Source organism: Variovorax boronicumulans (genome assembly GCF_040544675.1).
GTDB lineage: Bacteria > Pseudomonadota > Gammaproteobacteria > Burkholderiales > Burkholderiaceae_C > Variovorax > Variovorax boronicumulans_D.
The window spans coordinates 67,151-92,533 of record NZ_JBEPKK010000004.1; the positions used below are offsets into that span (position 1 = coordinate 67,151).

The window sequence follows — 25,383 nt, forward strand, 5'->3', positions numbered from 1 at the left end:
TGGTGCTCGCTAGCGCCGCTTCAGCACATGGATGAAGTCGGTGCCGACCGTCTGCTGCTCCATGAGCTCGTTGCCGGTCTGGCGCGCGAAGGCCTGGAAGTCGCGCACCGAGCCCGGGTCGGTCGACACCACCTTGAGCAGTTGCCCGCTCGCCATGTCGTTGAGCGACTTCTTCGCCTTGAGGATGGGCAGCGGGCAGTTCAGCCCGCGGGTGTCGATTTCGCGATCAACTTCCACGCTGGGGCTCCTCGGGTGGCAGGTTGATCGCGCGACGGCGTTCATTGTCCTCGGCCGCGGTGAAGAACACGGGTTCGTGGCCCCGGGTGCGCAGCCAGTCGGCCAGCGCATAGCCGGTGCCCGCGGGCCAGCACCTGAGATCGGGCAGGTCGTAGAGGCGGTAATCGACCAGTTCGGGCGAGAGCTTCACCTCGCCATCCGCCACCACGTGGTAGGCGATGATGATCTGGTTCATGCGCTGGAAGTCGTAGGCGCCCACGAGCTTCGTGGCGCTGACGTCGAGGTTGGTTTCTTCCTTCACCTCGCGCGCGATGCCTTCCTCGGGCGTCTCGCCGGCTTCCATGAAGCCGGTGATGAGCGCGAACATCTTGCCGGGCCAGGCCGCATTGCGCGCCAGCAGCACCTGGCCGCGGTACTCGACGATGGCCGCGAGCACGGGCGTGGGATTGTTCCAGTGCGTGTGGCCGCAGTTCGGGCAGCGCAGGCGCTCCTTGGGGCCGCCGTCTTCCATCAGGGCGATCCATTCGAGCGGCGTGGCACAGACCTGGCAAAACTTGGGGTGGGGCATGGGAGGGACTCTCAGCGTTGTTGTTCTTGAACCATGGTCCCTTCCAGAAACATCGCAGAACCGGCTTTGCCGGGCTGCTGATGTTGCCCCCGGAGGGGGTTGGCGAAGCGACACGAAGTGCGCATAGCCTGGGGGCGGACCTGTTTCAGGCGGGGAACACGCCGGTGGAGAGATACCGGTCGCCGCGGTCGCACACCACGAAGACGATGACCGCGTTTTCCACCGTCTTGGCGACTTCGAGCGCCGCCCACAATGCGCCGGCCGCCGAAATGCCGCCGAAGATGCCTTCTTCGCGCGCGAGGCGCCGGCACATTTCTTCGGCGTTGTCCTGGCTCACGCTGATTTCTTCATCGACGCGGCTGGCGTCGTAGATCTTGGGCAGGTACTCGACGGGCCACTTGCGGATGCCCGGAATGCGCGAGCCTTCGGCAGGCTGCGCGCCGATGATGCGCACTGCGGGATTCTTTTCCTTCAGGAAGCGCGAGACGCCGGTGATGGTGCCGGTGGTGCCCATGGCACTCACGAAGTGGGTGATCTTGCCCTTGGTGTCGGCCCAGATCTCAGGGCCGGTGGTTTCGTAGTGGATGCGCGGGTTGTCGGGGTTGGCGAACTGGTCGAGCACCCGGCCCTTGCCCTGCGCGACCATCTGCTCGGCGAGGTCGCGGGCGTATTCCATGCCGCCGCTCTTGGGCGTGAGCAGGAGCTCGGCGCCGAAGGCCTTCATCGTCTGGGCGCGCTCGACGGAGAGGTCCTCCGGCATGATCAGCACCATGCGGTAGCCCTTGATGGCCGCAGCCATCGCCAGGGCGATGCCGGTGTTGCCGGAGGTGGCTTCGATCAGGGTGTCGCCGGGCTTGATCTCGCCGCGTTCTTCGGCGCGCTTGATCATCGAGAGGGCCGGACGGTCTTTCACCGAGCCCGCGGGATTGTTGCCTTCGAGCTTGCCGAGGATCACGTTGCCGCGCCGGGCATTGTCGGCCGCATCGATGCGTTGCAGAGCCACCAGGGGGGTCTTGCCGATGGCGTCTTCGATCGTCGGATAATTCATGCCAGCCACTGTGCCATAATTTTGGGCTTCCTTCCGGATGTGCCCGGGTGGTGAAATTGGTAGACGCAGGGGACTCAAAATCCCCCACCGAAAGGTGTGCCGGTTCGATTCCGGCCCCGGGCACCATCGATACCTTGCTGTCGATGCGGAAAACAGGGCTTCATGGCCGCTTGGTTCATTCTCAAGAGTCTCACTGAAAGCCCCCATGCAAAAACACCGGCGCGCCGCGTGGCACGCACTCCCCTCGTTTTTCTGGCTGGCCCTGATGGTCCGCGCAGGCGCCGCTATGGCGGCACCCGATTGCACGGTGGCGCTCTGGGGCGATTCGATTCTTCACGGCGCTTTCGGCGCGTCGCCCACGAACCGCATCGAGGAACCGCCCGCGGTGGCATTGCAGCGCCTGCGGCCCGCCTGGTCGGTTGCGGACTTCAGCATGCCGGGCGACAGCGCCCACAAGCGCCTGCCCAGCTTCGTGCTCCAGCCGATGCCCACGCGCGTCGTGGTCCTGCAATACGGCATCAACGACGCCGGCAACCGCTACCCCTACGAGCCGGCGCTGCGGGCGATGGTCGACTACGTCAAGGCCGCGGGCAAGACGCCGGTCGTCACCGGCCTCTCGCAGGTGAAGGCCGGCCGCATGCCGCTGCGGGACGACTACGACGCCGTCGCGCGCCGCGTGGCCAAGGAGGAAGGCGCGTTGTTCGCCGACTGGGGCGCGGTCCGCTTCGACCCCGCCGACATGGCGGACGACGTCCACCCGCTGCAGCCGTACAGCACGCGCCTGGTGGAACGCCTTGCGCTCGCCCTCGACGACATCGCGCCCGAGTGCGCGCCGCCCGACAGACAGCGCCCCTCAAGGCCCTGAGCGTCGCCCTCAGGCCCTGGCCAGCAGCCCGGTGTGCACCGTCGGGTACGCCAGCCGCACGCGCAGTTCGCGCTTGAGCCGCGTGTTGTCCAGGCGGCGCGACTCGCCCATGAAGCTCAGCAACTGCAGCGGCAACTGGCGCTCAGCCTCCGCGCGTGCCACGCGCGGGGGGCGCGGCATGCCGTAGAGATCGGCGGCCAGGTCGATGTAGTCGCCCATGTGCAGTTCCGTGTCGTCCGACGCATGAACGATGCGCTGCGGCTTTCCGCGGAACAGCGCCGCGGTGCAGGCGCGCGCGAGGTCGTCGGCATGGATGTGGTTGGTGTAGACGTCGTCCTCCCGCCGCAGCACCGGCGTGCCGCGCTGCAGGCGAGCGCGCGGCGTGCCGTTTTCGCGGTCCGGCGCGTAGATGCCCGGGATGCGCAGGATGCTGGCACGCACGCCGGCGCTGCGGCCCAGCCAACGGACGGCCCGCTCGGCATCGACGCGCCGGTGGGAGCGGGGCGTGTCGGGCTGCACCCGGCGTGTTTCGCTCACCCGGGCGCCGCCGCAATCGCCGTACACGCCGCTGGTCGAGCCATAGACCAGTGCCGAAGGCGCCGACCGCAGCCGCAGCGCGCGCGCCAGGGCCGTGGTCCGCTGGTCGCGCCACCAGGCAGCACCGCCATCGCGGGCGGGCGGTGCCAGGTGCAGCACCCGGGTGGCGATGCCCGCGAGCCGCCGCAGCGTGGCCGGATCGTCCAGGCTGCCCACCAGCGGACGAATGCCGGCCGCACGCAATGCCGCCACGCGGTCGGCCGAGGAAGTGAGCGCCACCAGTTGCATGCGGCCCCGCAGGTCGCGCGCCACCCGCTGGCCGACGTCGCCGCAACCCACGATCAAGAGGCGCTCGCGCCGGAACCGGGCCGGCAGCGCACCGGAGGGACTATTGATTGAAGGCAAAATCCTCTTTCCTTTACGTTTCAGATCCAGGCTGAAAAACAAGCCGAAGAATACAGATGACTGCTGCACCGCCGCACGAAGCCGGCTTTTCCATCACCGTCGAGCCCAGCGGGCGCCACTTCGTGGTTCACGGCGACGAAACCATCCTGGCGGCCGGCATCCGGCAAGGCATCGGCCTCCCCTACGGTTGCAAGGACGGCGCCTGCGGCTCCTGCAAGTGCAAGAAACTCTCGGGCGAAGTCACCCTCGGCCCGCACCAGAGCAAGGCCTTGAGCGCCGAAGAGCAGCTCGCCGGCTACGTGTTGACCTGCTGTGCCCATGCCCGGAGCGACGTGGTGCTCGAATCGCGCCAGGTCACCGAAGCCGGTGCTTTCCCCATCCGCAAGATGCCGGTGCGGGTGCTGGCGCTGGCGCGCCAGTCGCACGACGTGATCATGCTGCGCCTGCAGCTGCCGGCCGGCGAGCCGCTGCAGTTCCATGCGGGCCAGTACGTGGAGTTCATCCTGCGCGACGGCGCACGGCGCAGCTACTCGATGGCCAATGCGCCGCACACCCTGGCCCAGCCGGGCACGGGCATCGAGCTGCATCTGCGGCACCTGCCGGGCGGCAAGTTCACCGACCACGTGTTCGGCGTCATGAAGGAAAAGGAAATCCTGCGCATCGAAGGCCCCTTCGGCAGCTTCTTCCTGCGCGAGGACTCCGACAAGCCGATCATCCTGCTGGCCTCGGGCACGGGCTTTGCGCCGATCAAGGCGCTGCTCGAGCACATGAAGTTCAAGAACATAGAGCGGCCCGCCACCCTTTACTGGGGCGGCCGCCGGCCCGAAGACCTCTACATGGACGACTGGGTGCGCGCGCAACTGGCCGAAATGCCCCACCTGCGCTACGTGCCCGTGATCTCCAACGCCACGCCCGACGACAACTGGACCGGCCGCACCGGCTTCGTCCACCAGGCGGTGCTGGAAGACTTTGCCGACCTGTCGGGCCACCAGGTCTATGCCTGCGGCGCGCCCATCGTGGTCGACTCGGCCAAGCGCGACTACGTGGCGCTGGCGGGCCTGCCCGACGAAGAGTTCTTTGCCGACGCGTTCACCACCGAGGCCGACAAGGCGCTGCCCTGATTTTTTCCCAGAGACAAAAGAAAAATGAAAACGAGACACTTTCTCCTCACCCTGCTCGCAGCCGCCGCGACCCTCGTCGCGGGCCACGCCACGGCCCAGCAGCAGCACCCCATCCGCCTCGTCGTGCCCTACGCCGCGGGCGGCCCCATCGACGTCACCGCGCGCATGCTGGCCGAGCGCGTCAAGGACGCCCTCGGCCCGGTCATCATTGACAACAAGCCGGGTGCGGGCGGCAACATCGGCGCCGACATCGTGGCCAAGGCGCCACCGGACGGGCTGACCATCGGCATCGCGGCCACCGCCACCAACGCCGTCAACCCGTGGCTCTACAGCAAGATCCCGTTCAACGCGGCGACCGACTTCGCGCCGATCACGCAGATGGTCCGCGTGCCCAACGTGCTGGTGATGAACGCCGAAACGGCCAGGCGCCTGCACATCGAGACGGTGGCCGACCTGATCCGCTACGCCAAGGCCAACCCGGCCAAGCTGAACTACGGCAGCGGCGGCAACGGCAGCGCCGGCCACCTGGCGGGCGAGCTGTTCAAGAAGGAAGCGGGCATCTTCGCGCTGCACATTCCGTACAACGGCGGCAACCCGGCGCAGCTGGCGCTGATCTCGGGTCAGGTCGACTTCAACTTCGACAACCTCGCGACAGCGGCGCCGAACATCCGCTCGGGCAAGCTGAAGGCAATTGCGGTGACGACGCTGGAGCGCAGCGCCTCGCTGCCTGAAGTGCCGACGGTGGCAAGCACGCTCAAGGGCTTTTCGATCGACACGTGGTGGGGCCTGGTCGCACCGGCCGGCACGCCGCACGACGTGGTCGTGAAGCTGAACCAGGCCTTCGTCGCCGCGCTGAACGCGCCGGAAACGAAGACCCGGTTTGCATCGCTGCTGGCCGAGCCGGTGGGCAACTCGCCGGAACAGTTCGGCTCTTTCATGAAGAGCGAACTGGCCAAGTACGAGAAGGTGGTCAAGGCCACCGGCGCAAAGGTCGATTGATACGAAACCGTTCGGGCTGAGCCTGTCGAAGCCTTGCGCGGCGCTTCGACGAGCTCAGCGTGAACGGATTTGTCTCGAACGCAGCTTCGTATGAAGGCGGCCACCGAAGGCCGCGCAGCTTATTCGCCGAGGTACGCCGCGCGAACCCGCGGGTCGCGCAGCAGTTCCTTGGCGTCGCCGTCCATCGTGATGAGCCCGGACTCCATCACGTAGCCGCGGTCGGCCAGCTGCAGCGCGCGGTTGGCGTTCTGCTCGACCAGCAGGATCGTCACGCCCTGCGAGGCCACGGTCTGCACCACCTCGAAGATCTTGTCGCACATGATGGGCGACAGGCCCATGGTGGGTTCATCGAGCAGCAGCACCTTGGGGCGCGCCATCAGCGCGCGGCCCATGGCGAGCATCTGCTGTTCGCCGCCCGACATCGTGCCGGCCAGCTGGTCCTTGCGCTCGCGCAGGCGCGGGAAGGTAACGAACACCCGTTCCATGTCGCTCGCGATGCCCGCCTTGTCGTTGCGGATGTACGCGCCGATCTGCAGGTTCTCGGTGATCGTCATGCGCGTGAACACGCCGCGGCCCTCGGGCACCATCACCAGGCCCTCGCCGACCAGGTCCCAGGCGCCGCGGCCCTTGATGGGGCGGCCCAGGAATTCGATGCTGCCCGCACCCGCAGGCAGCGTACCGGTGATCGCCTTCATGGTGGTGGTCTTGCCGGCGCCGTTGGAGCCGATCAGCGACACCAGTTCGCCCTCGCGCACTTCGAAGTCCACGCCCTTGACGGCCTGGATGCCGCCGTAACCGACCTTCAGGCCGCTGACCTTGAGCAGCGTCTTGCCGGCCGCCTTGGCCTGCACCGCGGTCGCGCGGGTTTCTTCTTCGCTGGTCATCGTTGCTGTCGTCATCTCAATGTCCTCCGGTGCCGAGGTAAGCCTCGATCACCTTTTCGTTCTTCTGCACGTCGGCCGGCGTGCCTTCGGCGATCTGCTTGCCGTAGTCCAGCACGGTGACGCGGTCGCACAGGCCCATGATGAGCTTGACGTCGTGTTCGATGATGAGAATGGTGCGGTCGTCCTTGCGGATGCGGTCGATCAGCTCGCGCAGCAGCACCTTCTCGGTGGAGTTCATGCCGGCGGCGGGTTCGTCGAGCGCAATGAGTTGCGGGTCGGTGGCCAGCGCGCGGGCGATTTCCAGGCGGCGCTGGTCGCCATAGCTCAGCGTGCGCGCCTTGTAGTCGGCGAACTTGCCGATGCCCACGTAGTCGAGCAGTTCGTGCGAGCGGTCGGCAATGGCTTTTTCTTCAGCCTTGAAGCTGCCGGTGCGCAGCATGGCGCCGAAGACGCCCGAATGGGTGCGGATGTGGCGCCCGACCATGACGTTCTCCAGGGCCGTCATTTCGGCGAAGAGGCGGATGTTCTGGAAGGTGCGCGCAATGCCGGCCTTGGCCACTTCATGCACGGCCGTCGGCTGGTAGGGCTTGCCGGCCAGCTCGAAGGTGCCGCTGTCGGGCGTGTACAGCCCGGTGATCACATTGAAGAAGGTGGTCTTGCCCGCGCCGTTGGGGCCGATCAGCCCGTAGACCTGGCCGCGCTTGATGGTGATGCCCACGTCCGACAGGGCCTGCAGCCCGCCGAAGCGCTTGGAGATGCCGCGGACGTCGAGGATGGTGTCTGTTGTTGTCGTCATGTCTTTTTGCGCTCCTCGGCTCACGGATTGATCGACATGGGACGCGACGCCGCACCCGGCACTTCGTCGGCGGGCGAATCGATGCCCGGGGCATGGGTCTGCAGCGAGCCGGGGGCGACGGCGGCATGGGTCGGGTCGACCGGCACGCCGCCCCTCTTGGTCAGCGTCTTGCCGTGTTCGGGCGAAGGCCAGAGGCCGCGCGGACGCACCAGCATGATGATGATCATGGCCAGCGCGATGAACAGCTGGCGCAGGATCGAGGCATCGAGACGGCCGTCGGTCAGCGATTGCAGCGGGCCTGCCACGTAGCGCAGCACTTCCGGCAACGCGGCCAGCAGCACGGCACCCAGGATGACGCCGGGCAGGTGCCCGATGCCGCCGAGCACCACCATGGCCACGATCATCACCGACTCCATCAGGCTGAAGGACTCGGGGGACACGAAGCCCTGGAAGGCAGCGAACATCGCGCCCGAGACGCCGCCGAAGCTCGCGCCCATGCCGAAGGCCAGCAGCTTCATGTTGCGGGTGTTGATGCCCATCGCCTTGGCGGCGATCTCGTCTTCGCGAATGGCCATCCAGGCGCGGCCGATGCGCGAGACCTGCAGGCGGTGCGAAATGATGACGGTGGCAACCACCAGCGCCAGGAACAGGTAGTAGTACAGCGTGACCGACGAGATGGTGAAGCCGTCGAACTTCCATGCCTTGCCGAGGTCGAGCCCCCAGAACTTGACCGAGTCGATGGCCGTGATGCCCTTGGGACCGTTGGTGATGTTCACCGGCTGGTCCAGGTTGTTCAGGAACACGCGGATGATTTCGCCGAAGCCGAGCGTCACGATGGCCAGGTAGTCGCCGCGCAGCTTGAGCGTGGGCGCGCCGAGCAGCACCCCCAGACACCCGGCCAGCACGAGCGCCAGCGGTATCACGATCAGCAGCGAGGTGTGCAGCCCGTTCGGGAACATGGCCTTGAACCACGGGAAGGTATCGGTCAGGTGCGACGAGCCCATCAGCGCGAAGAGGTAGGCCCCCACCGCAAAGAAGGCGACGTAGCCCAGGTCGAGCAGGCCGGCGTAGCCGACCACGATGTTCAGGCCGAGCGCCAGGAGCACGTAGAGCAAGGCGATGTCGGCAATGCGCACCCAGGCGTTGCCCTGCATCTGCAGCAGCAGGGGCAATGCGAGCACCGCGACGGCGCCGAAGAAATAGAGGGCGAGGTTTTTGCTGTTCTTCATGGTTCGCTCCTTACGCACGGTCCGCCACGCGTTCGCCGAGCAGGCCCGACGGTCGCAGGGTGAGCATGACGATCAGCACGATGAACGCGAAGATGTCGCTGTAGTTGCTGCCCAGCACACCGCCCGTGAGGGTGCCGATGTAGCCCGAGCCGATGGCTTCGATGAGGCCCAGCAGGATGCCGCCGACCACCGCGCCGGCAAGGTTGCCGATGCCGCCGAACACCGCGGCGGTGAAGGCCTTGAGGCCGGGCAGGAAGCCCATGGCGTGCTGCGCGATGCCGTAGTTGGACGCGTACATCACGCCGGCAATGGCCGCAAGCACGGCGCCGATGATGAAGGTGGCCGAAATCACCATGTCGGGCCGGATGCCCATGAGCGCGGCGACGCGCGGGTTCTCCGCGGTGGCGCGCATTGCGCGGCCGAGCTTGGTGTAGTTGACCAGCCACATCAGCACCACGAGCGAGAACGCCGTGACCGAGAGGATCATCACCTGCGTGGGCGAGATCACCGCGCCGCCCACATGGATGGGGTCGGTGGGCAGCAGGTTGGGATACGCCTTGTTGGTCGGCTTCCAGATGATCATGGCCAGCGTCTGCAGCAGGATCGACATGCCGATGGCCGTGATGAGCGGCGCGAGCTTGGGGCTGTTGCGCAGCGGCCTGTAGGCCACCTTCTCGATCACGAAATTGAGCGTCGCCGCGACGATGCACGCGATGATCAATGCGATGAGAAGGACCAGCCAGCCCGGCGCGTTGGGCATGCCGTCCTTCATGAGGCCGATGATGGTCCAGCTTGTGAGAGCCCCCACCATCAGCACTTCTCCGTGCGCAAAATTGATGAGGTTGATGATGCCGTACACCATGGTGTAGCCCAAGGCTATCAAGGCATACATGCTGCCGAGAACCAGACCGTTGATGATCTGCTGCAGCAATATTTCCATAACGCGATTTCCTATGTATTGCACCGTTGAGGGGTGCCATTCACCCACCGTGGCACCGGTTTGGCGCCCTTGGCTGGACAAGCAAAAAACCAGCCAGCATGTGTCGCAGGCAGATTTGGTGGGCGGGATTGTAAGCACGCACCAGCGCTGATTTGGTGCGCGGCGACCGGGGTTTACCCGCTCACCTCATGCTGTATGCGCTTAGCTTCATGCGCGGCGCGCGCAAATGGCGCAAGAGGGTATCAGTCGCCCTGTCCGGCGTTGCGGCGGCGAAGCTCTCGCAGCTTCTCCCCGATGCGGATCTCCAGGCCGCGCTCCACCGGCTCGTAGAAGACCTGGCCTTCCAGGCCCTCGGGAAGGTAGTTTTCGCCGGCCGCGAAACCGCCTTCCTCGTCGTGCGCATAGCGATAGCCCTTGCCGTAATCCAGCTCCTTCATGAGCTTGGTGGGCGCATTGCGCAGGTGCATGGGCACCGGGCGCGTGCTGTCCTTCTTGACGAGGGCGCGCACGGCGTTATAGGCCTTGTAGACCGCGTTCGACTTGGGCGCGATGGCCAGGTAGACCACGCATTCGGCCAGCGCAAGCTCGCCCTCGGGCGTGCCCAGGCGCTCGTAGACCTCGGCCGCATCCAGCGCCAGGCGCAGCGCGCGGGGATCGGCCAGCCCGATGTCCTCGCTGGCCATGCGCACCAGGCGTCGGGCCATGTAGCGCGGGTCGGCACCGCCATCGAGCATGCGCACGAACCAATAAAGCGCCGCATCGGGGTCGCTGCCGCGCACCGATTTGTGCAGCGCGCTGATGGTGTCGTAGAACTGCTCGCCGCCCTTGTCGTAGCGCCGCATGCGCTCGCCGAGCACGCGCAGCAGCCATTCGTCGGTGATGCTGTCGAGCTTCTCGGCGCGGGCCGCGACGGCCAGCGTTTCGAGCGTGTTGAGGAGACGGCGCGCATCGCCGTCCGCATAGGCGACCAGCCGGTCGATGGCGGCCTGGTCGATGGCCGGAACCGCCTGGATCGACTGGGCCTTGGTCACAATCTGCTTGAGATCGCTCTCGTTGAGCGACTGCAGCACATACACCGCCGCCCGCGACAGCAAGGCCGAGTTGACCTCGAACGAAGGGTTCTCCGTGGTGGCACCGATGAATGTGAACAGCCCCGACTCCACATGGGGCAAGAAGGCGTCCTGCTGGCTCTTGTTGAACCGGTGCACCTCGTCGACGAAGACGATGGTGTGCCGCTGCTCCAGCCCGTCGCGCGCGGCCGTGGCGCGCTCGACGGCCTCGCGGATGTCCTTCACCCCGCCCAGCACCGCGCTGATGCTCAGGAACTGCGCGTCGAAGGCATCGGCCATCAGCCGCGCGATGGTGGTCTTGCCGGTGCCCGGAGGGCCCCACAGGATGCATGAATGCGGCTGCCCCGATTCGAACGCGATGCGCAGCGACATGCCAGGGCCCAGCAGGTGCCGCTGGCCGATCACTTCGCCCAGTGTCTTGGGACGAAGACGCTCGGCGAGGGGTTGATGGGAGCTGGTGGCCAAACCTGGGGCGATGAAGAAATTTACTGCTTGACGACATCGGCGCCGGCGGGCGCCTTGAAGTCGAACACGCTGGCGGGCAGAGACGGGTTCACCTCGACCTTGCTGAACTTGAGCACCGAGCGCTGGCCGAAGCTGTCGAGGATTTCGAGCGCCGCGAGCGCGTCGCCCTGAAAGCCGACCTGCACGCTTTGCAGCTGGCCGTCCTTGTTCTTCGGTGTGGCCTTGACCCATTCCAGGCCGTCGCGTTCGGGCGCGGCTTCCAGCGTGAAGTCGGCCTGCAGCGCGCGCAGATCGGGCGCCGCGGCGATCAGCGCGGCGGGCGTGGAGCCCAGCGCCTGCGCCTGGGCGCGCTGGGTGACCTGATTCAGGTCGGCGTCGTAGAGCCATAGCGTCTTGCCGTCGGCCACGATGACCTGGGCAAAGGGCTTGCGGTAATCGAACTTGAATTTGCCGGGCCGCTGGAATTCGAAGGTGCCGGTGGAGGTTTTGACGCGGCCCGGCTGACCGTCGCGCGAGGGCGCAGTCACGGTCTGGGTGAAATCGGCGCGGCCGGATTTGACCGTCTTCACGAAAGTCTCAAGGCTTTCAAGCCCGCCGGCCCATGCGTTGGCGGAGCAGAGAAGGCCGATCAGTAGCCAGTGGCGAATTTTCAATTGGAGTTCCTCGGAAAAGCGAATTGCTCGGGGCTTGAACCTAACCGCGGCGAATTGCGGGATGTGTAGGTCTTCATGAAGATTTGCAACGCCCAATGGGCGCTCTTGCAAATTGCCTTTCAGCAGGTAACGCAATTGTGCCGGGGGCGCATCCCAATTGCTCCGTGCTATTCCGTGCGCGCCGGCACCAGGATTTCGCGCTGGCCGCTGCCGCTCATGGCGCTGACGAGACCGGCCTTTTCCATGTCCTCGACGAGGCGCGCGGCGCGGTTGTAGCCGATCTTCAGGTGGCGCTGCACCAGCGAGATGCTGGCCTTGCGGTTCTTGAGCACGACCTCGACCGCCTGGTCGTACATCGGGTCCTTCTCGGCATCGCCGCCGCCCAGCAGGTCGCCGTCACCATCGCCGTCGACCGTGCCGCCTTCGAGCACGCCTTCGATGTAGTCGGGCTCACCCTGGCTCTTGAGGTAGGCCACCACGCGGTGCACTTCCTCGTCGCTCACGAAGGCGCCGTGCACGCGAATGGGCAGGCCCGTGCCGCTGGGCATGTAGAGCATGTCGCCCATGCCCAGCAGCGCCTCGGCGCCCATCTGGTCGAGGATGGTGCGGCTGTCGATCTTGCTGGACACCTGGAAGGCGATGCGGGTCGGAATGTTGGCCTTGATGAGGCCGGTGATCACGTCCACGCTGGGCCGCTGCGTGGCAAGGATCAGGTGGATGCCGGCGGCGCGCGCCTTCTGCGCGAGGCGGGCAATGAGCTCTTCGATCTTCTTGCCGACCACCATCATCAGGTCGGCAAGCTCGTCGATGACCACCACGATGTGCGGCTCGCGCTTGAGCGGCTCCGGATCGTCGGGCGTGAGGCTGAAGGGGTTGTAGATGAACTCCTCGCGCGCCTTGGCTTCGTCGATCTTGGTGTTGTAGCCGGCCAGGTTGCGCACGCCCAGCTTGCTCATGAGCTTGTAGCGGCGCTCCATTTCGGCCACGCACCAGTTCAGGCCGTGCGCGGCCTGGCGCATGTCGGTGACCACGGGTGCCAGCAGATGCGGAATGCCTTCGTAGACCGACATTTCGAGCATCTTCGGGTCGATCATCAAGAGCCGCACGTCGCGTGCCTCGGCCTTGTAGAGCAACGAGAGGATCATCGCGTTGATACCCACCGACTTGCCCGACCCGGTGGTACCGGCCACCAGCACGTGCGGCATCTTCGCGAGGTCGGCCACCACCGGGTTGCCGATGATGTCCTTGCCGAGGCCCATGGTGAGCATCGACTTGCCTTCGTTGTAGATCTGCGAGCCCAGGATTTCGCTGAGCTTGATCGACTGGCGCTTGGCGTTCGGCAACTCAAGCGCCATATAGTTCTTGCCAGGGATGGTCTCGACCACGCGGATCGACACCAGCGAGAGCGAGCGCGCCAGGTCCTTGGCCAGGCCAAGAATCTGCGAGCCCTTCACGCCGGTGGCGGGCTCGATTTCGTAGCGCGTGATCACCGGACCCGGCGAGGCGAGCACCACGCGCACCTCGACGCCGAAGTCCTTGAGCTTCTTCTCGATCATGCGCGAGGTCATCTCGAGCGTGTCGGGCGATACGGTTTCCTGGCGCACCAGCGCAGCGTCGAGCAGGTCGACCTGCGGCAGCTTGCTGTCGGGGAGTTCCTTGAAGAGCGGCTTCTGCCGCTCCTTGACGACGCGATCGCTCTTGGGCACTTCGGTCATCGCGGGCTCGATCTGCACCGGCGGCGAAGGCGCACGGCGCTTGGGTCGCGCCTCGATGCGGTCCTCTTCGTCGCCAGGAAAATCGGTGGTCATCGCGGGCTCTGCGCCATGGCCCGATGAATCGCCGCCGCGCGTGAAGGACGGCTCATCGGCCTCGGCGCGCTCGCGGGCGGCCTGCTTGCCCATGGCGATGTCGGCCGCCATTTCGCGCTTCTCGCGGCGCGACTCGAAGAGCGAATAGGCTCGTGCGCCTATGCGCTCGGCAATAAGGCTCCAGGAAAAGCGGAACACCAGCGCCGAACCGATCACGCCGCCGGCGATGGCCACGAGGGCCGAGCCGGTGAAGCCCATCCAGCGCACGCTGGCCGGGCCGACGAGATAACCCAGCGCGCCGCCGCCGGAGCCGGGGAGATGCGATTCAAGCCGGTACAGGCGCGACCATTCGAGCATGGTGCTTGCGCACAGCAGCAGGACGAGGCCGCACCAGAACGCCACGCGGCTGCGGTTGAAACGGCCGCGAGGCGGCTGCCCGGCCGCAGAGGTTTCGCCGCCGCGCAACCAATTGGCCAGCGACGAAAGCCAGGCACGCAGGCCGGCCGCAAGGCACCACCAGACCGAATAGCCGGCCGCATAGTAGCTGCCGTCGGCCAGCCAGGCGCCGATGCGGCCACCCCAGTTCTTGATCTCGCCACCGGTGCCCGAGGTAGACCACGCCGCGTCGGAAGGCGTGAAGCTCAGCATGGCCAGCAGCCAGAACAACAACGCGGCGAACCCGGCGATCAACGTGATTTCGTGGGCGAAGCGCATGGCGCGCATGCGCACGGGTTGCCCGTCGGCGGCAGAGGAAGATTGAAGCGTATGGAGCGAATAGGTCATGAAAAACACGGCACCCGGCCCCACAAACAGGGGCCGGACGCACGAACACTACAACAAAAGGCCGTGGCCGCCATCTGCGCCCGGCCCGAAGGCTCAAGTGAGCGTCAGCAAGCGTTCCTTGACGATCATCGATCCGTCGTCCAGGGTCTGGACGAAACCGCGCTCTTCCAGGTCTTTCATGACGCGGCTCACCATTTCGCGCGAGGCGCCCACCATCTTTGCCAGATCCTGGCGGGAAATCTTGTCGCGCACCTTGAGGTTGCCCGCACCGTCGTCGACGGCGAACTCGAGCAGCGAACGGGCCACGCGGCCGTAGACATCCATCAGCGCCAGCGACTCGATCTTGCGATCGGCGTGACGCAGGCGCTGCACCAGGCCGCGCATGATGTTGTAGGCCATGGAGGAGTTCTCAGGCAGGCAACGCGCGAAGGCGTCGCGGCCCAGCATGAGCACGTCGCACTGGATCTCGGTGCGCACGGTGGCCGAATGCGGCTCGTCGTCGATCAGGCTCATTTCGCCGAGATAGTCCCCGGGATGCAGCGTGGCCAGGATGACCTCGCGGCCGCGGCTGTCGGCGCTGGTCACGCGCGCTCGACCGGTGAGGATGATGTAGAGCGCGTCGGACTTCTTGCCCTGCTCCACAACGACTTCGGCACGCTTGAAGCGCTTCTTGATGATCGCGTCCGCAATGCTTGCGGACTGCGTGGCCGTCAGTGACGCGAACAAAGGAACGCGCCGAAGCAATTCAAGGTTGGACAACATCGACATTTATCAATCCCTGATACAGCACACGGTGTTGGTCCAAAAGACAAGCCAATGGATTACTACAATCGCGCGCATTGAAAACACCGAGCACCCGGTGTTGAACCGGGCGGTGATACTCCACATATAGCGCTACCACCCTGAAAATGTACACGCTGGCGCAGCGCAAATCTTAGGTTTTCTACTCATGTCCTCTCCCCAACACGCCAAGGTTTTGATTCTCGGCTCCGGCCCTGCCGGCTATACCGCCGCGGTCTATGCAGCCCGTGCGAATTTGCAGCCTTTGCTCATTACGGGCATCGCCCAGGGCGGGCAATTGATGACCACCACCGAGGTCGACAACTGGCCGGCCGACGTGCATGGCGTGCAAGGGCCGGAGTTGATGCAGCGATTTCTGGAACACGCCGAGCGCTTCAAGACGCAGATCGTGTTCGACCACATCAACAAGGTCGACCTGAGCAAGCGCCCGTTCACCCTGACCGGAGACAGCGGCACCTACACCTGCGATTCGCTGATCATCGCCACGGGCGCTTCGGCCAAGTACCTGGGCCTCGATTCGGAAGAGAAGTTCATGGGCCGCGGTGTCTCCGCATGCGCCACCTGCGACGGCTTCTTCTACCGCGAGCAGGAGGTCTGCGTGATCGGCGGCGGCAACACTGCCGTCGAAGAAGCGCTGTATCTCTCGAACATCGCGAACAAGGTCACGCTCGTCCATCGCCGGGACAAATTCCGCGCCGAGCCGATCCTGATCGACAAGGTGAACGAGAAAGTCGCCGAGGGCAAGATCGTGCTGAAGCTGCACAACGAACTCGACGAGGTGCTGGGAGACGGCACCGGCGTGACGGGCATCCGCATCAAGAACACGCAAACGGGCGCTACCGAGCAGATCGACCTCAAGGGTTGCTTCATCGCCATCGGGCACCACCCCAACACCGACATCTTCCAGGGCCAGCTGGACATGAAGGACAACTACATCCTGACCCGCTCCGGCCTGCAAGGCTTCGCCACGATGACCAGCATCCCCGGCGTCTTCGCTGCCGGCGACGTGCAGGACAACGTGTACCGCCAGGCCATCACGAGCGCAGGCACCGGCTGCATGGCGGCACTGGACGCGCAACGATTCCTGGAGCAGGACGGCACGGTCTGATCCGGGTTCCGCACGGAAAGGCTATAATCCGAGGCTTTGCCGAAACATGGCTCTTTTGCGAGAGCCATTGAAACCTAGGCAAGCCGGGGTACCGCCACCCGTTTTCTGGCGAGGTCAAGCTGCAAAACACCCTGCAATCACCAATGATTGCGCCGGTGCCAGCTGTTCAAGAAAGAGTGTCCACATGGCACGCGTATGCGACGTAACGGGCAAAGGCCCGATGGTCGGAAACAACGTTTCCCACGCCAACAACAAAACCAAGCGCCGGTTCCTGCCGAACCTGCAATATCGCCGTTTCTGGGTCGAGACTGAAAATCGCTGGGTTCGCCTGCGCGTTTCGAGCGCTGCACTGCGCCTGATCGACAAGAACGGTATCGACGCCGTGCTCGCAGACCTGCGCGCACGCGGCCAAGCTTAAGGAGCTGAATCATGGCAACGAGCAAAGGCGGACGCGAAAAGATCAAGCTGGAATCCACCGCGGGTACCGGCCACTTCTACACGACCAGCAAGAACAAGAAGACGATGCCTGAAAAGATGTCGATCATGAAGTTCGACCCGAAGGCGCGCAAGCACGTCGAATACAAGGAAATCAAGCTGAAGTAATTCGGCTCCGGTTCTCCAACAAAAAACCCGCTGCTAACCCAGCGGGTTTTTTGTTGCCTGTCGATTGGCATTGGTTGAATCCGCCCTTGCGGAAATACCGGCACACCCATACGCGAAGTCAACGCGCACAAAAAAGCCGACCCGGGGGTCGGCTTTCTTATGGAGAGGCCAAGCTCTCTCAGGCGCGTGCAGCGCGCAGGCGCTTGGAGAACTCGCGCAGGCCTGCAATGCCGCTGGCTTCGGCACGATGGCACCAGGCCGCCAGGTCGGCCGCCAGCTGCTCGCGCGACTGCGAGGTGTTCAGCCAGAGCTGACGCAGTTCTTCGCGCATCGTCACCATCTTGTCGAGCACCGGGTGGGCGGCACGCGCCTGAACGAGATGCGTGCGCACAGATGCCGGCACCTTGTCGTCGTCGCGATGCAACCAGCGCTTCGCCGCCTTGAGCACCGAGATGTCGGCGCCCTTGGTCTTGAGCAGCGCCAGTTCTTCGCTGGTCGCACGACGCATCTCGCGGGCATAGCCGGCCATGACTTCGTAGCGGTTGGCGATGACGGCTTCCAGCGTCTTCTCGTTGGCCACGGGCTGGATTTCGCCCATCTGCATCTTCGGCGGCACCTTCTTGACCTTGGCCCAACCAATCGCCTGCATGGCCTGGATGTAGATCCAGCCGATGTCGAACTCGTACTTCTTGACCGAGAACTTGGCCGAAGTCGGATAGGTGTGGTGGTTGTTGTGCAGCTCTTCGCCGCCGATGATCAGGCCCCAGGGCGAGATGTTGCGGCTGGCATCGGGCGCCTCGAAGTTGCGATAGCCCCAGTAGTGGCCAATGCCGTTGATGATGCCGGCCGCGGTGATCGGGATCCACAGCATCTGCACTGCCCACACAGCCATGCCGAGCGTGCCGAACAGCGCCAGATTGATGATCAGCATGAGGCCCACACCCTGCCAGCTGTAGCGCGTGTAGAGGTTGCGCTCGATCCAGTCATCGGGCGTGCCGTGACCGTAGCGCTCCATCGTTTCCTTGTTCTTCGACTCTTTGCGATAGAGCTCGGCGCCGCGCCAGAGCACTTCGTCGATGCCCTTGACCTGCGGGCTGTGCGGGTCTTCCTGGGTCTCGCACTTGGCGTGGTGCTTGCGGTGAATGGCAACCCATTCCTTGGTCACCATGCCGGTGCCCAACCACAGCCAGAAGCGGAAGAAATGCGACGGGATCGGGCCCAGATCCATGGCCCGGTGCGTTTGCGTGCGGTGCAGGAAAATCGTGACCGCGGCAATCGTGATATGCGTGGTGACCAGCGTGTACAACACGACTTGCCACCATGTGAGGTCCCACAAGCCGTGTCCGAGCCATTGGATGGCCGCGTTGAAAACGACCGAGTCAGGAAGCAACATTGAGTCAGGTACTCCATGGCCACACGAAGGTGCAACCTTAAGATAACCGGCGATTTTAAGGGGGCATGGCCAAAACGAGGCCTTTTACCCTTCAAGAAAAGCGCTGATTAACCCTAGTTTGGAGTCCCGCCCCTATTTGCGGTTCCACACCGCGGCAAAGAAACCATCCGTCGAATGGCGGTGCGGCCAAAGCCGCAGGTAGCGCCTGCCGTCCGTGCCGCCGGCGCAAAGCGCTTCGAAACCCTCCACTTTGAGCCCCTGCAGCAGTTCTGCGGCATCCTGAGGCTCGAAATCGGGGTTGGCGGCGCCAAAAGCCTCGGCGATGGCCTCGTTTTCCTCCGGCAGCACGCTGCAGGTGGCATAGACCAACCGCCCGCCCGACTTCACCAGCCGCGCCGCGCTTTGCAAAATGGCGGTCTGCTTGGCCGTCAATTCCTCCACCGACTTGGGCGACTGCCGCCATTTGAGGTCGGGATTGCGCCGCAGCGTACCCAGCCCAGAACACGGCGCATCGACCAGCACCCGGTCGATCTTGCCCGCCAGGCGCTTGATCCGGTCGTCGCGCTCATGGGCGATCGCGGCCGGATGGACATTCGACAGCTTGCTGCGCGCCAGCCGCGGCTTGAGCGCGTCGAGCCGGTGCGCCGAGGTGTCGAAAGCATAAAGACGGCCGGTGTTGCGCATCGTGGCGCCGATGGCCAGGGTCTTGCCACCCGCGCCGGCGCAGAAATCGACCACCATCTCGCCGCGTTTGGCGTCCAGCAGCAGCGCCAGCAGTTGCGAGCCTTCGTCCTGCACCTCGACAGCGCCGCGGGCGAACGCGTCCAGCTTGGTCAGCGCCGGCTTGCCTTCGATGCGCAAGCCCCACGGCGAGAACGGCGTTACTTCAGATTTGATAGCAGCCTTCGCAAGCTCGGCCTTCACTTCCGCCCGCTTGTCTGTCAGTGCATTGACGCGCAGATCCAAAGGAGCCGCCTGCTGCAGGCTCTCGACCAGCGGCCAGAAACCATCGCCGAGTTGGGCCTTGAGCGGCGCCACCAGCCATTCCGGCAGGTTGTGGCGATGGCGCTCGAGCAGGTCATCGGGCTTGACGGCGTCGCAGTTGTCGAGCCAGCGCTTTTCGGTGTCGTTGAGCGCGCTCTTCAGAAAGTCGCGCGGGCCGTAAAAACCCAGGATCGCCATGCGGCGCTCCTTCGAGCCGCTGCCCGAAGGCGAGAGGTGGTCGAACAGCAGCTTCTTGCGAAGCACGGTGTAGACGGTCTCGGCCAGCGTGGCGCGCTCACGCGGGCCGAACTCGCGATGGTCGCGAAAAAAGCGGGAAACGACCTGATCGGCCGGGTGATCGAATTTCAGGACAAGGCCCACCAGATCGGCGGTGGCCTCCAACAGGGCTTTGGGATGCATCCCCCGATTGTCTCAGGCGGTCGCCTCGCTAGGCTCCGCGCGTCCAAACGGCGCCGAATGCGTGCTGTTCGATATCCGCCACCGTGGGTGAATGGCCGGCCCAGAGCACCAGTGCCGCGCCCGGGAGGGTCAGCGTCTGCTCGAGCTCGCGGCACAGATGCCAGCGGTCGTCGTCGTCGAGTCCGGGCAGGTCGACGAACACGATGTACGCGCGGCGCCACTGGAACTCACGCAGGTTCTTGCGCACCACCCAGGCCCGCGACACGGGCAGGCAGCGCAAGAAATCCGCCTTCAGCTCGCCCAGTTCGTAGTCGTTCAGGTCGTGGCGCGCGATCTGGCTGAAAAAAGACGTGCTGGTGATTTCCTCCCACGCGCGCTCTTCGGCCTCTTCCGCCTCCCTGAGCCGCCCCCGCCACAGCTTGAGCGCCTCTTCGTCGTGCGGCCCGGCGTCAGGGTCTTCGAGCGACGCAACCGCGCTCTGCGCAGCCCACCATCGGCTGGCGGCGCCCGAGTGATGCAGGCGTTCGAGCACTTCCAAACGGGCGGCGCGGTCACTCAGGGGGAGCATCTGCACCAGCCCGCGCAGCGCCCCGGGATGCTCGGGTGCAATCCGGAGCGCGCTTTCGTAGTGCGCGCGCACCTGCGCCGCCGGATCGAGCCGCCGCTCGGAATCGGCCCACTCGACCATCTCGTCGGGCGTATTCCGTTCACCGCGCGCCGCCAGTACCGCGATGCGTTCGCGGATGCGCGAGCGGTGCGCGTGGTGCTGCTTCCAGTCGCCGGCATGGGCGCGGCGCCAGAGGTTGTCGAAATGGCCGATCCACTTCGCGCTGTCGGCCAGCAGGTCCAGCGCCGGCCGCTCCGACCAGGGCGGCAGCACCGCCTTCTGGCCCAGCGCTTCCAACCGGTCGCGCAGCACCGGATGGGTGTCGTCCAGGTCGCTCACGCGGCGCAGGGCTTCGCGCAGGGACTGGCGCGCGAAGACCTCGTCCGGCGGCGTGAGCGAGCGCTTGTGCAGGGCCTCGAACGGACCCGGCGGCTGCGGCTCCAGTTCGGCGCGGGCCCAGTGCGAGGGCCAGAACTCGTTGGCGTACCAATCACCCCTGATCGCGATCTCGGTCAGGGCGGCCGCGGCCACCGGCGTGCCGAGCAACTGGCCCGAAATGCGGTCGGCTTCGTACTCGTCCTGCCGCGCGAGCGCGAAGGTCTTGGCCGCGAAGCGCGGGAAATACCAGTGAAAGAAGGCCTGCGAGAACATCGCCATCACGCCTTCGTTGCGCTGCAGGCTGGCGTCCAGCTTGAGCCACGACAGCCGGGTGCGGTAGATCCAGGCGCTGAGCTTGCCGTGGTTGCCGCGCAGGTGACCGTATTCGTGCGCCAGCACCGACAGCAGGCGCCGCCGGTCGAGCATCATCAGGAGCGGCAGGCCGATGCTCAGCGAATTGACCGCCCCGCCGAAGAGCCCGAAGCGGGGCACCTGGCGGATGCTGGCGTTGAAATCGTCGTCGATGTAGACCCGATGGACGGGCGGGCCCTTGATCTTCACGCGGATGCGGTCGAGGGCCTCGAAGAGCGCCGGCGCATCGGCGCGCGAAAGCGCCTTGCCTTCCGGCTCGTCGAAACGCACCCACAGCGCGCGCACCGTCGCCCAGAGCAGCCCCAGGGCAAACAGCAGGAGCCAGCCGCGCGTCAGGTTGAAACGATCGCGCCCCAGCGACACGGCGACCCAGACGACGATGCCCACCGAAAGCGCCAGACAGCCCAGCACCCACAGGTAGCCGAGCGCGGCAAAGGCCGCGACGCTGCGCCGGTAGCGCGCGCTGTCGTCCTTGCTGGCATGCTCGCTCAGCCGGACCAGGTGAACAAAATCCGCGCGATCCATTCGACTCCCGTCAAATCAAGCACTGACAGCTTTTGAAGAAAGAAGCCCCCGTTGACCGACGAAGACCTGCCACCTCTGATCGAAACACCCCCTGGGCGCTACCGCCACTACAAGGGCGGCGAATACGAAGTCCTGGGCACCGTGCGCCACAGCGAAACCCTGGAACCCATGACGCTGTACCGCGCCCTGTACGGCGCCCGGGGCCTCTGGGTCCGTCCTGCCGCGATGTTCGGCGAAACCGTCGAGATCGACGGCGTGCCGCGGCAGCGATTCACCCCCGTCTAGGTTTGTCAGCCGCAGCGAACGTCGGTCACGCGGTTGCGCGCATCGACGTCCAGATTGAGCCGACCCCCGTTGAGTTCCATCGTGACCGCCTCGCCTGGCTTCAGCACGCGCACGATCCCCGCCTCTGCGCGCACGCGCGCGGCAGCCTCGAGCTGCGGCGTCAGCGGCTGACCGACGGCAAACCGTGCGCCGTCGGCATTGCATTGGAAGACCGGCTCCGGGGGCGCGGCCGGCGCGGTCGCGGGCCCCGGCGCAGCGCAGCCCGCCAACAAAACGGCACCGGCAGCGGTCAAAAACAGCGATTGGGTTTTCTTCTTCACGTCAAAGCTCCCGAAAACCCGCGAATATAAACAACTTTAACGAATGTGACGTGATGTATCCGCAAGCCATCCGGCGATGGCGCGTGGATACAACTGATGTTCCTGGGCCAGCACCCGGCCGGCCAGCGTGGCGGCGGTGTCGTCGGGCAGCACCGGCACCACGGCCTGCGCGAGGATCGGACCGTGGTCAAGCTCGGTCGTGACCTGGTGGACGGTCACGCCGGCCACCTTGCAGCCCGCATCGATGGCGCGCTGGTGCGTGTTCAGCCCCGGAAAGGCCGGCAGCAGCGAGGGATGGATGTTGATCAGCCGGCCCGCATAGCGCTCGACAAACCCCGGCGTCAGGATCCGCATGAAGCCTGCCAGCACCACCAACGCCGGCGAATGCGCTTCCACCGTCTTCGCCAGCGCCTCGTCGAACGCCTCGCGCGTCGGAAATTCCTTGTGCGGGACGACGGCGGTGGCAATGCCGTGCGACCTGGCAAGCGCAAGCCCGCCGGCCTCCGCCTTGTTGCTGATGACCGCCACGATGCGCGCACCGAAGCGTTCGGCCCAGCGGTCATGCTCGGCGGCACGCACGATGGCCGCCATGTTGGACCCGCCGCCGGAGATCAGGATCACGATGTTCTTCATGGGAGGCGGGATTATCCGTGGGCCGCGGCCGCCTCGGCGGAGCCGGCCGCTTGTCGCCGCGCGGACACCGAATCACAGCACGACCGTGCTAAAACTCGAAGTCCCGGAGACACACCGCGTCGGCGGTGAACCGATCAACACAGCGAGGCACGCATGGATTTGAGCTTCACGCCCGAGGAACAGACGTTCCGCGAAGAAATTCGCGCCTGGGTCAAACAGAACCTTCCCCAAGAGATTTCGCACAAGGTGCACAACGCACTGGAGCTGACGCGCGACGATCTGCAGAGCTGGGCCAAGATCCTCGGCAAGAAGGGCTGGCTGGGCTACGGATGGCCCACCGAATTCGGCGGCCCCGGCTGGACCGCCATCCAGCGCCACCTCTTCGAGGAAGAAACCGCCCTTGCCGGCGCGCCGCGCATCATTCCCTTCGGCCCCGTGATGGTCGCCCCGGTGATCATGGCCTTCGGCAACGCCGAGCAGCAAAAGCGCTTTCTTCCCGGCATCGCCAGCGGCGAAGTCTGGTGGAGCCAGGGCTACAGCGAACCGGGCTCGGGTTCCGACCTGGCTTCGGTCAAGACCAAGGCCGAGCGCCAAGGCGACAAGTACATCGTCAACGGCCAGAAGACCTGGACCACGCTCGGCCAGTACGGCGACTGGATGTTCAACCTCGTGCGCACCAGCAACGAAGGCAAGCCGCAGACGGGCATCAGCTTTTTGCTGCTCGACATGAAGTCGCCCGGCGTCACCGTGCGCCCGATCAAGCTGCTCGACGGCGGCCATGAAGTCAACGAAGTGTTCTTCGACAACGTCGAAGTGCCCGCCGAGAACCTCATCGGCGAAGAGAACAAGGGCTGGACCTACGCCAAGCACCTGCTCTCGCACGAGCGCACCAACATCGCCGACGTGAACCGCGCCAAGCGCGAACTCGAGCGCCTCAAGCGCATCGCCAAGAGCGAAGGTGTCTACGAAGACACGCGCTTCCGCGACGAGATTGCCAAGCTCGAAGTCGACATCGTCGCGCTCGAGATGATGGTGCTGCGCGTGCTGTCGGCCGCGACCTCGGGCAAGAACTCGCTGGACGTCGCGGGCCTGCTCAAGATCCGCGGCAGCGAGATCCAGCAGCGCTACAGCGAACTGATGATGCTGGCCGGCGGCCCCTACTCTCTGCCGCTGATCCGCGAAGCGATGGAAGCCGGCTGGCAGGGCAACTTCCCGGGCGGCAACCCTGCGCTCGCGCCGCTGACATCGACCTTCTTCAACATGCGCAAGACCACCATCTACGGCGGCTCGAACGAAGTACAACGCAACATCGTCGCCCAGACGGTGCTGGGCTGAGCCCTTCGACCAAGCTCAGGACGAACGGAGATATATATGGATTTCAATTTCACCGACGACCAGGAACAACTGCGCGACGCCGTTCGCAAGTGGGTCGACAAGGGCTACGACTTCGAGCGCCGCCGCGGCATCGAGGCCAAGGGCGGCTTCTCGCGCGAGGCGTGGGACGAACTGGCCGAGCTCGGCCTGGGCGGCCTGTACATCGCCGAAGACGACGGCGGCCTGGGCATGGGCCCGGTGGCCGGCATGGTCGTGATGGAAGAACTGGGCCGCGGCATCGTGCTGGAACCCTTCGCGCAGACGCTGATCGCTGGCGCCGTGCTCAGCGGCCATGCCGACGCAGGCACCAAGGACAACTGGCTGCCGCGCATTGCCGGCGGCCAGGCCATCGTGGTACTGGCCTACCAGGAACGCAAGGCGCGCTACCGCATCGACGTGTGCGACGCCCATGCCGCCAAGACCGGCGACGGCTGGTCGCTGACCGGCGCCAAGAGCGTGGTGCCCGTGGGCGACGAAGCCGATGCGTACCTCGTGCCGGCCAAGGTCGACGGCAAGATCGCCCTCTTCCTGGTCGAACGCAGCGCCAGCGGCGTGGAAGCCAGAGGCTACGGCACTCAGGACGGCGGCCGCGCGGCCGAGGTGGTGTTCGACAAGGCCGACGCCACGCTGGTCACGGCCGATGGCCTGGCCGCGCTGGAATACGCCGTCGATGTCGGCATTGCCGCCACCTGCGCCGAAGCGGTCGGCGTGATGGACAAGACCGTCGCCCTCACCGTCGACTACATGAACCAGCGCAAGCAGTTCGGCGTGACCATCTCCACCTTCCAGGCGCTGCGCCACCGCGTCGCCGACATGAAGATGCAGCTGGAACTCGCGCGCTCGATGAGCTACTACGCGACGCTCAAGCTCAACGCCCCGGCCGAAGAGCGGCGCCAGGCGCTGGCGCGCGCCAAGTACCAATTGGGCACGTCGATGCGCTACGTGGCCGCCAACTCGGTGCAGCTGCATGGCGGCATCGGCGTGACCGACGAATACATCGGCAGCCACTACTTCCGCAAGCTCACGCAGCTGGAGCTGACCTTCGGCGACACCTTGCACCACCTGGGCGAAGTGTCGGCCCGCATGCAGGACACTGCCGGCGTCTTCGCCTGACAGTTATTTTTCCCATAGCATCCAACGCCCGCCCGCCTTGCGCCGGTGGGCGTTTTCAC

The 25,383-nt window shown here is 65.4% G+C and carries 26 protein-coding genes and 1 tRNA gene; 10 read left to right on the forward strand and 17 right to left on the reverse strand.

Annotated features, from left to right (window positions below; genetic code table 11):
• Positions 1 to 9: 9 nt before the first annotated feature.
• From ABIC90_RS08920 to cysM, 3 genes are all read right to left on the reverse strand, one after another.
• Positions 10 to 237 (reverse strand): sulfurtransferase TusA family protein, encoded by a 228-nt coding sequence (locus ABIC90_RS08920; protein ID WP_013539858.1) that lies wholly within the window; start codon positions 235 to 237, stop codon positions 10 to 12.
• The gene (locus tag ABIC90_RS08925) at positions 227 to 805 is read right to left on the reverse strand and encodes an NUDIX domain-containing protein (protein WP_354353743.1); all 579 of its coding nucleotides are present in this window, start codon (positions 803 to 805) and stop codon (positions 227 to 229) included. The genes ABIC90_RS08920 and ABIC90_RS08925 overlap by 11 nt, the downstream gene beginning before the upstream one ends.
• A 145-nt stretch (positions 806 to 950) precedes the next feature.
• Positions 951 to 1,853, reverse strand: a complete 903-nt coding sequence (cysM, locus tag ABIC90_RS08930; protein ID WP_354353744.1) for a cysteine synthase CysM — start codon at positions 1,851 to 1,853, stop codon at positions 951 to 953.
• 41 nt (positions 1,854 to 1,894) lie between these two features.
• Between cysM and ABIC90_RS08935 the strand changes: the two genes are divergently transcribed.
• Both ABIC90_RS08935 and ABIC90_RS08940 read left to right on the forward strand, forming a co-directional pair.
• Positions 1,895 to 1,979: transfer RNA gene (locus tag ABIC90_RS08935), tRNA-Leu, on the forward strand.
• 79 nt (positions 1,980 to 2,058) lie between these two features.
• Positions 2,059 to 2,718, forward strand: a complete 660-nt coding sequence (locus tag ABIC90_RS08940) for an SGNH/GDSL hydrolase family protein (RefSeq protein WP_354353745.1) — start codon at positions 2,059 to 2,061, stop codon at positions 2,716 to 2,718.
• A gap of 9 nt (positions 2,719 to 2,727) precedes the next feature.
• Here ABIC90_RS08940 and ABIC90_RS08945 read toward each other — a convergent pair whose 3' ends face one another.
• Positions 2,728 to 3,660 carry an SDR family oxidoreductase gene (locus ABIC90_RS08945; RefSeq protein WP_354353746.1) on the reverse strand — a complete coding sequence of 311 codons (933 nt, stop codon included), beginning with the start codon at positions 3,658 to 3,660 and terminating at the stop codon, positions 2,728 to 2,730.
• 56 nt (positions 3,661 to 3,716) lie between these two features.
• On the opposite strand from ABIC90_RS08945, the gene ABIC90_RS08950 reads away from it, so the two are divergent.
• Entirely contained in the window at positions 3,717 to 4,781 is a 1,065-nt protein-coding gene (locus ABIC90_RS08950) for a CDP-6-deoxy-delta-3,4-glucoseen reductase (RefSeq protein WP_354353747.1), read from the forward strand.
• Between the two features lie 24 nt (positions 4,782 to 4,805).
• Positions 4,806 to 5,780: a Bug family tripartite tricarboxylate transporter substrate binding protein gene (locus ABIC90_RS08955; RefSeq protein ID WP_354353749.1), complete on the forward strand. Its 975-nt coding sequence runs from the start codon at positions 4,806 to 4,808 to the stop codon at positions 5,778 to 5,780.
• Between the two features lie 119 nt (positions 5,781 to 5,899).
• Here ABIC90_RS08955 and ABIC90_RS08960 read toward each other — a convergent pair whose 3' ends face one another.
• From ABIC90_RS08960 to ABIC90_RS08995, 8 genes are all read right to left on the reverse strand, one after another.
• The gene (locus ABIC90_RS08960) at positions 5,900 to 6,664 is read right to left on the reverse strand and encodes an ABC transporter ATP-binding protein (RefSeq protein WP_354354085.1); all 765 of its coding nucleotides are present in this window, start codon (positions 6,662 to 6,664) and stop codon (positions 5,900 to 5,902) included.
• Positions 6,665 to 6,680: 16 nt separating this feature from the next.
• The gene (locus tag ABIC90_RS08965; RefSeq protein WP_354353750.1) at positions 6,681 to 7,460 is read right to left on the reverse strand and encodes an ABC transporter ATP-binding protein; all 780 of its coding nucleotides are present in this window, start codon (positions 7,458 to 7,460) and stop codon (positions 6,681 to 6,683) included.
• A 20-nt stretch (positions 7,461 to 7,480) separates the two neighbouring features.
• Positions 7,481 to 8,689, reverse strand: a complete 1,209-nt coding sequence (locus tag ABIC90_RS08970) for a branched-chain amino acid ABC transporter permease (protein ID WP_354353751.1) — start codon at positions 8,687 to 8,689, stop codon at positions 7,481 to 7,483.
• A 10-nt stretch (positions 8,690 to 8,699) separates the two neighbouring features.
• On the reverse strand, positions 8,700 to 9,629 hold the full coding sequence (locus tag ABIC90_RS08975) for a branched-chain amino acid ABC transporter permease (RefSeq protein ID WP_354353752.1): 930 nt from the start codon (positions 9,627 to 9,629) through the stop codon (positions 8,700 to 8,702).
• 242 nt (positions 9,630 to 9,871) lie between these two features.
• Entirely contained in the window at positions 9,872 to 11,164 is a 1,293-nt protein-coding gene (locus ABIC90_RS08980) for a replication-associated recombination protein A (RefSeq protein ID WP_354353753.1), read from the reverse strand.
• Between the two features lie 20 nt (positions 11,165 to 11,184).
• The gene (gene lolA / locus ABIC90_RS08985; protein WP_354353754.1) at positions 11,185 to 11,817 is read right to left on the reverse strand and encodes an outer membrane lipoprotein chaperone LolA; all 633 of its coding nucleotides are present in this window, start codon (positions 11,815 to 11,817) and stop codon (positions 11,185 to 11,187) included.
• 167 nt (positions 11,818 to 11,984) lie between these two features.
• Complete coding sequence (locus ABIC90_RS08990) at positions 11,985 to 14,408, reverse strand: DNA translocase FtsK (RefSeq protein ID WP_354353755.1); 2,424 nt, start codon at positions 14,406 to 14,408, stop codon at positions 11,985 to 11,987.
• Between the two features lie 93 nt (positions 14,409 to 14,501).
• Positions 14,502 to 15,176, reverse strand: coding sequence for a Crp/Fnr family transcriptional regulator (locus ABIC90_RS08995; RefSeq protein WP_042580841.1), 675 nt, complete (start codon positions 15,174 to 15,176; stop codon positions 14,502 to 14,504).
• A 181-nt stretch (positions 15,177 to 15,357) separates the two neighbouring features.
• Between ABIC90_RS08995 and trxB the strand changes: the two genes are divergently transcribed.
• From trxB to rpmG, 3 genes are all read left to right on the forward strand, one after another.
• Positions 15,358 to 16,317: a thioredoxin-disulfide reductase gene (gene trxB, locus ABIC90_RS09000; protein WP_354353756.1), complete on the forward strand. Its 960-nt coding sequence runs from the start codon at positions 15,358 to 15,360 to the stop codon at positions 16,315 to 16,317.
• Between the two features lie 184 nt (positions 16,318 to 16,501).
• A complete protein-coding gene (gene rpmB / locus ABIC90_RS09005; protein ID WP_007830293.1) occupies positions 16,502 to 16,735 on the forward strand; it encodes a 50S ribosomal protein L28 in 234 nt (77 codons plus the stop codon).
• A gap of 11 nt (positions 16,736 to 16,746) precedes the next feature.
• Positions 16,747 to 16,920, forward strand: a complete 174-nt coding sequence (gene rpmG / locus ABIC90_RS09010) for a 50S ribosomal protein L33 (RefSeq protein WP_007830291.1) — start codon at positions 16,747 to 16,749, stop codon at positions 16,918 to 16,920.
• A gap of 178 nt (positions 16,921 to 17,098) precedes the next feature.
• Here rpmG and ABIC90_RS09015 read toward each other — a convergent pair whose 3' ends face one another.
• The 3 genes from ABIC90_RS09015 to ABIC90_RS09025 all read right to left on the reverse strand — a co-directional run bounded on the left by ABIC90_RS09015 (position 17,099) and on the right by ABIC90_RS09025 (position 21,599).
• The gene (locus ABIC90_RS09015; RefSeq protein ID WP_354353757.1) at positions 17,099 to 18,313 is read right to left on the reverse strand and encodes a DesA family fatty acid desaturase; all 1,215 of its coding nucleotides are present in this window, start codon (positions 18,311 to 18,313) and stop codon (positions 17,099 to 17,101) included.
• A 132-nt stretch (positions 18,314 to 18,445) separates the two neighbouring features.
• A complete protein-coding gene (locus ABIC90_RS09020) occupies positions 18,446 to 19,717 on the reverse strand; it encodes an RsmB/NOP family class I SAM-dependent RNA methyltransferase (RefSeq protein ID WP_354353758.1) in 1,272 nt (423 codons plus the stop codon).
• Between the two features lie 28 nt (positions 19,718 to 19,745).
• A complete protein-coding gene (locus ABIC90_RS09025; RefSeq protein ID WP_354353759.1) occupies positions 19,746 to 21,599 on the reverse strand; it encodes a M48 family metallopeptidase in 1,854 nt (617 codons plus the stop codon).
• A gap of 51 nt (positions 21,600 to 21,650) precedes the next feature.
• On the opposite strand from ABIC90_RS09025, the gene ABIC90_RS09030 reads away from it, so the two are divergent.
• Positions 21,651 to 21,884, forward strand: coding sequence for a DUF1653 domain-containing protein (locus ABIC90_RS09030; protein ID WP_354353760.1), 234 nt, complete (start codon positions 21,651 to 21,653; stop codon positions 21,882 to 21,884).
• Positions 21,885 to 21,889: 5 nt separating this feature from the next.
• Here the strand turns inward: ABIC90_RS09030 and ABIC90_RS09035 are convergent, their stop codons facing one another.
• Entirely contained in the window at positions 21,890 to 22,204 is a 315-nt protein-coding gene (locus ABIC90_RS09035; protein ID WP_354353761.1) for an I78 family peptidase inhibitor, read from the reverse strand.
• A 36-nt stretch (positions 22,205 to 22,240) separates the two neighbouring features.
• Entirely contained in the window at positions 22,241 to 22,837 is a 597-nt protein-coding gene (purN, locus tag ABIC90_RS09040; protein WP_354353762.1) for a phosphoribosylglycinamide formyltransferase, read from the reverse strand.
• Positions 22,838 to 22,990: 153 nt separating this feature from the next.
• On the opposite strand from purN, the gene ABIC90_RS09045 reads away from it, so the two are divergent.
• Together ABIC90_RS09045 and ABIC90_RS09050 are read left to right on the forward strand one after the other, a co-directional pair.
• Positions 22,991 to 24,172, forward strand: a complete 1,182-nt coding sequence (locus ABIC90_RS09045; protein ID WP_354353763.1) for an acyl-CoA dehydrogenase family protein — start codon at positions 22,991 to 22,993, stop codon at positions 24,170 to 24,172.
• A gap of 36 nt (positions 24,173 to 24,208) precedes the next feature.
• Positions 24,209 to 25,324, forward strand: a complete 1,116-nt coding sequence (locus ABIC90_RS09050) for an acyl-CoA dehydrogenase family protein (RefSeq protein ID WP_354353764.1) — start codon at positions 24,209 to 24,211, stop codon at positions 25,322 to 25,324.
• Positions 25,325 to 25,383: the final 59 nt, after the last annotated feature.

Excerpts from the sequence above, each read along its gene's own strand:
- ABIC90_RS08940 (WP_354353745.1), top strand. The coding sequence starts at position 2,059 with ATGCAAAAACACCGGCGCGCCGCGTGGCACGCACTCCCCTCGTTTTTC.
- ABIC90_RS08990 (WP_354353755.1), bottom strand. The coding sequence starts at position 14,408 with ATGACCTATTCGCTCCATACGCTTCAATCTTCCTCTGCCGCCGACGGG.
- rpmG (WP_007830291.1), top strand. The coding sequence starts at position 16,747 with ATGGCAACGAGCAAAGGCGGACGCGAAAAGATCAAGCTGGAATCCACC.
- ABIC90_RS09015 (WP_354353757.1), bottom strand. The coding sequence starts at position 18,313 with ATGTTGCTTCCTGACTCGGTCGTTTTCAACGCGGCCATCCAATGGCTC.
- ABIC90_RS08970 (WP_354353751.1), bottom strand. The coding sequence starts at position 8,689 with ATGAAGAACAGCAAAAACCTCGCCCTCTATTTCTTCGGCGCCGTCGCG.
- ABIC90_RS08950 (WP_354353747.1), top strand. The coding sequence starts at position 3,717 with ATGACTGCTGCACCGCCGCACGAAGCCGGCTTTTCCATCACCGTCGAG.
- ABIC90_RS08965 (WP_354353750.1), bottom strand. The coding sequence starts at position 7,460 with ATGACGACAACAACAGACACCATCCTCGACGTCCGCGGCATCTCCAAG.
- ABIC90_RS08995 (WP_042580841.1), bottom strand. The coding sequence starts at position 15,176 with ATGTCGATGTTGTCCAACCTTGAATTGCTTCGGCGCGTTCCTTTGTTC.
- ABIC90_RS09020 (WP_354353758.1), bottom strand. The coding sequence starts at position 19,717 with ATGCATCCCAAAGCCCTGTTGGAGGCCACCGCCGATCTGGTGGGCCTT.
- ABIC90_RS09025 (WP_354353759.1), bottom strand. The coding sequence starts at position 21,599 with ATGGATCGCGCGGATTTTGTTCACCTGGTCCGGCTGAGCGAGCATGCC.
- ABIC90_RS09045 (WP_354353763.1), top strand. The coding sequence starts at position 22,991 with ATGGATTTGAGCTTCACGCCCGAGGAACAGACGTTCCGCGAAGAAATT.
- ABIC90_RS08925 (WP_354353743.1), bottom strand. The coding sequence starts at position 805 with ATGCCCCACCCCAAGTTTTGCCAGGTCTGTGCCACGCCGCTCGAATGG.
- ABIC90_RS09050 (WP_354353764.1), top strand. The coding sequence starts at position 24,209 with ATGGATTTCAATTTCACCGACGACCAGGAACAACTGCGCGACGCCGTT.
- rpmB (WP_007830293.1), top strand. The coding sequence starts at position 16,502 with ATGGCACGCGTATGCGACGTAACGGGCAAAGGCCCGATGGTCGGAAAC.
- purN (WP_354353762.1), bottom strand. The coding sequence starts at position 22,837 with ATGAAGAACATCGTGATCCTGATCTCCGGCGGCGGGTCCAACATGGCG.
- ABIC90_RS08960 (WP_354354085.1), bottom strand. The coding sequence starts at position 6,664 with ATGACCAGCGAAGAAGAAACCCGCGCGACCGCGGTGCAGGCCAAGGCG.
- cysM (WP_354353744.1), bottom strand. The coding sequence starts at position 1,853 with ATGAATTATCCGACGATCGAAGACGCCATCGGCAAGACCCCCCTGGTG.
- ABIC90_RS08975 (WP_354353752.1), bottom strand. The coding sequence starts at position 9,629 with ATGGAAATATTGCTGCAGCAGATCATCAACGGTCTGGTTCTCGGCAGC.
- trxB (WP_354353756.1), top strand. The coding sequence starts at position 15,358 with ATGTCCTCTCCCCAACACGCCAAGGTTTTGATTCTCGGCTCCGGCCCT.
- ABIC90_RS08955 (WP_354353749.1), top strand. The coding sequence starts at position 4,806 with ATGAAAACGAGACACTTTCTCCTCACCCTGCTCGCAGCCGCCGCGACC.